The sequence below is a fragment of the Daejeonella sp. genome, from assembly GCF_049655485.1.
Lineage (GTDB): Bacteria > Bacteroidota > Bacteroidia > Sphingobacteriales > Sphingobacteriaceae > Daejeonella.
In genome coordinates, this window is the sequence record NZ_JBASJU010000378.1 from 1 (window position 1) to 1717 (window position 1717).

The 1717-nt window shown below is 41.1% G+C and carries 1 protein-coding gene and 1 pseudogene; both read left to right on the plus strand.

Features of this window, described 5'->3' with window-relative positions; genetic code table 11:
- Positions 1-728 (plus strand): annotated as a pseudogene (locus tag WBJ10_RS15555) (TonB-dependent receptor); the annotation flags it as partial.
- Between the two features lie 133 nt (positions 729-861).
- Positions 862-1717 (plus strand): S46 family peptidase (locus WBJ10_RS15560; RefSeq protein ID WP_424291924.1); only part of this gene is annotated, 856 nt, incomplete at its 3' end.

Sequence of the window (1717 nt, forward strand, 5' to 3'; positions counted from 1 at the left end):
ACACATGGTCATTAACTCCAACAAGTAATACAGGTAACAATCCTGGGTTAAGCTACTTCGGCGGTAATATTCCCCACAGAATAATAGGTAGTCTTTCTTTGAGAAGAGAATACATCAAGAATCTTGCGACAAACCTTTCATTCTTCTATGAGGCTTCTCATCAAGGTAGATTCTCTTATACCTATACTTCCGATTTCAACCGTGATGGTCAAACGAATGACTTGATTTACATCCCAAGGGATGCTAGTGAGATTACTTTCGCTAACCGTCCTGCTTCATCTGCGACAGGCGGTGTGGCTTATACTGCCCAACAACAAAGCGATTTGTTCATGGCTTATATTAATCAGGACGAATACCTTAGCGAGAACAAAGGCAAGTATGCTGAACGTAATGGTGGCAAACTTCCATGGAGAAATCAAGTTGATGTAAGGTTAAGCCAGGAAGTTTTTAAAGATTACGGAAAGATGAAAAATTCGTTCCAATTCACTCTTGATATCTTAAACTTCGGAAACTTGTTGAACAGCAACTGGGGAAATGTCAATTTTGTTAAATCTTCCGGTATCCTGGTCCCTCAAAATGTTTCTGCACTTACACCAGGTGGTACTACCAAACCTACTTTCTGGTTGAACACTTTCAATAACAAGCCGGTAGATTCTACTTTTGGAACTAGCCAAACATTTGCATCCACTTATTACATGCAATTCGGTTTCCGTTATAATTTTCAATAAGAACTGGTAATGGAATAAAATAGCCCGCTCCTCAAAGGAGCGGGTTTTTTTGTATCCAAATTTTTAGCCTCAATTGAAACATTTAAAGGTCTGGTCGCTTATATTTGCGATAACCAATTAATAATCAAATTATATGAACAAATTAAAATACGCGGTAGCCTTGCTGTTTGTGTTTGCGCTCGGTTTAAATAACCTTGCAAAAGCCGACGAAGGAATGTGGCTACCCATGCTCATCGGTAAAAACTATGAGCAGATGAAAAAGCAGGGTTTCAAACTTACCCCTGAAGATCTTTACAGCGTGAATAAAGCAAGTATCAAAGATGCAATTGTGTCTTTCGGCGGCTTTTGCACCGGTGAAATCGTTTCAAAAAACGGATTGATCTTTACCAACCACCATTGCGGATATGATGCAGCAGCGTCAAACTCCACTCCGGAGAATAATATCCTTGACAACGGATTTTATGCAAAAAATTACCAGGAAGAGAAGCCGATCACCGGCTTGTTCGTACGTTTCCTGGTCCGCATGGAAGATGTAACCCCTAAGGTAATGGCTGCTCTTGCAGGCGTTGAAGAAAAGGATAAAGCCGCGAAAATTGCAGAGATTAGCAAGCAGATTGGGTCTGAAGCTACTGCCGGAACGGCAATGGAAGGCGAGGTGCGTGATATTTACAAAGCCAATCAATTTCTTCTTTTTATCTATGAAAGATTTAATGATGTTCGTTTAGTAGGTGTTCCGCCACAGTCGATAGGGAAATTCGGTGGCGACACTGATAACTGGGAGTGGCCGCGCCATACCGGTGACTTTTCAATTTTCAGGGTATATGCCGATGCTAATAATAAAGCCGCAGCTTATTCAGCGACTAACAAACCCTATACACCTAAAAAATCGCTACCCATTTCAATTAAAGGAGTGAAGAATGGTGACTTTTCTATGGTATACGGTTTTCCAGGCCGTACTGACAGGTATCTGACATCTTATGGTGTACAGG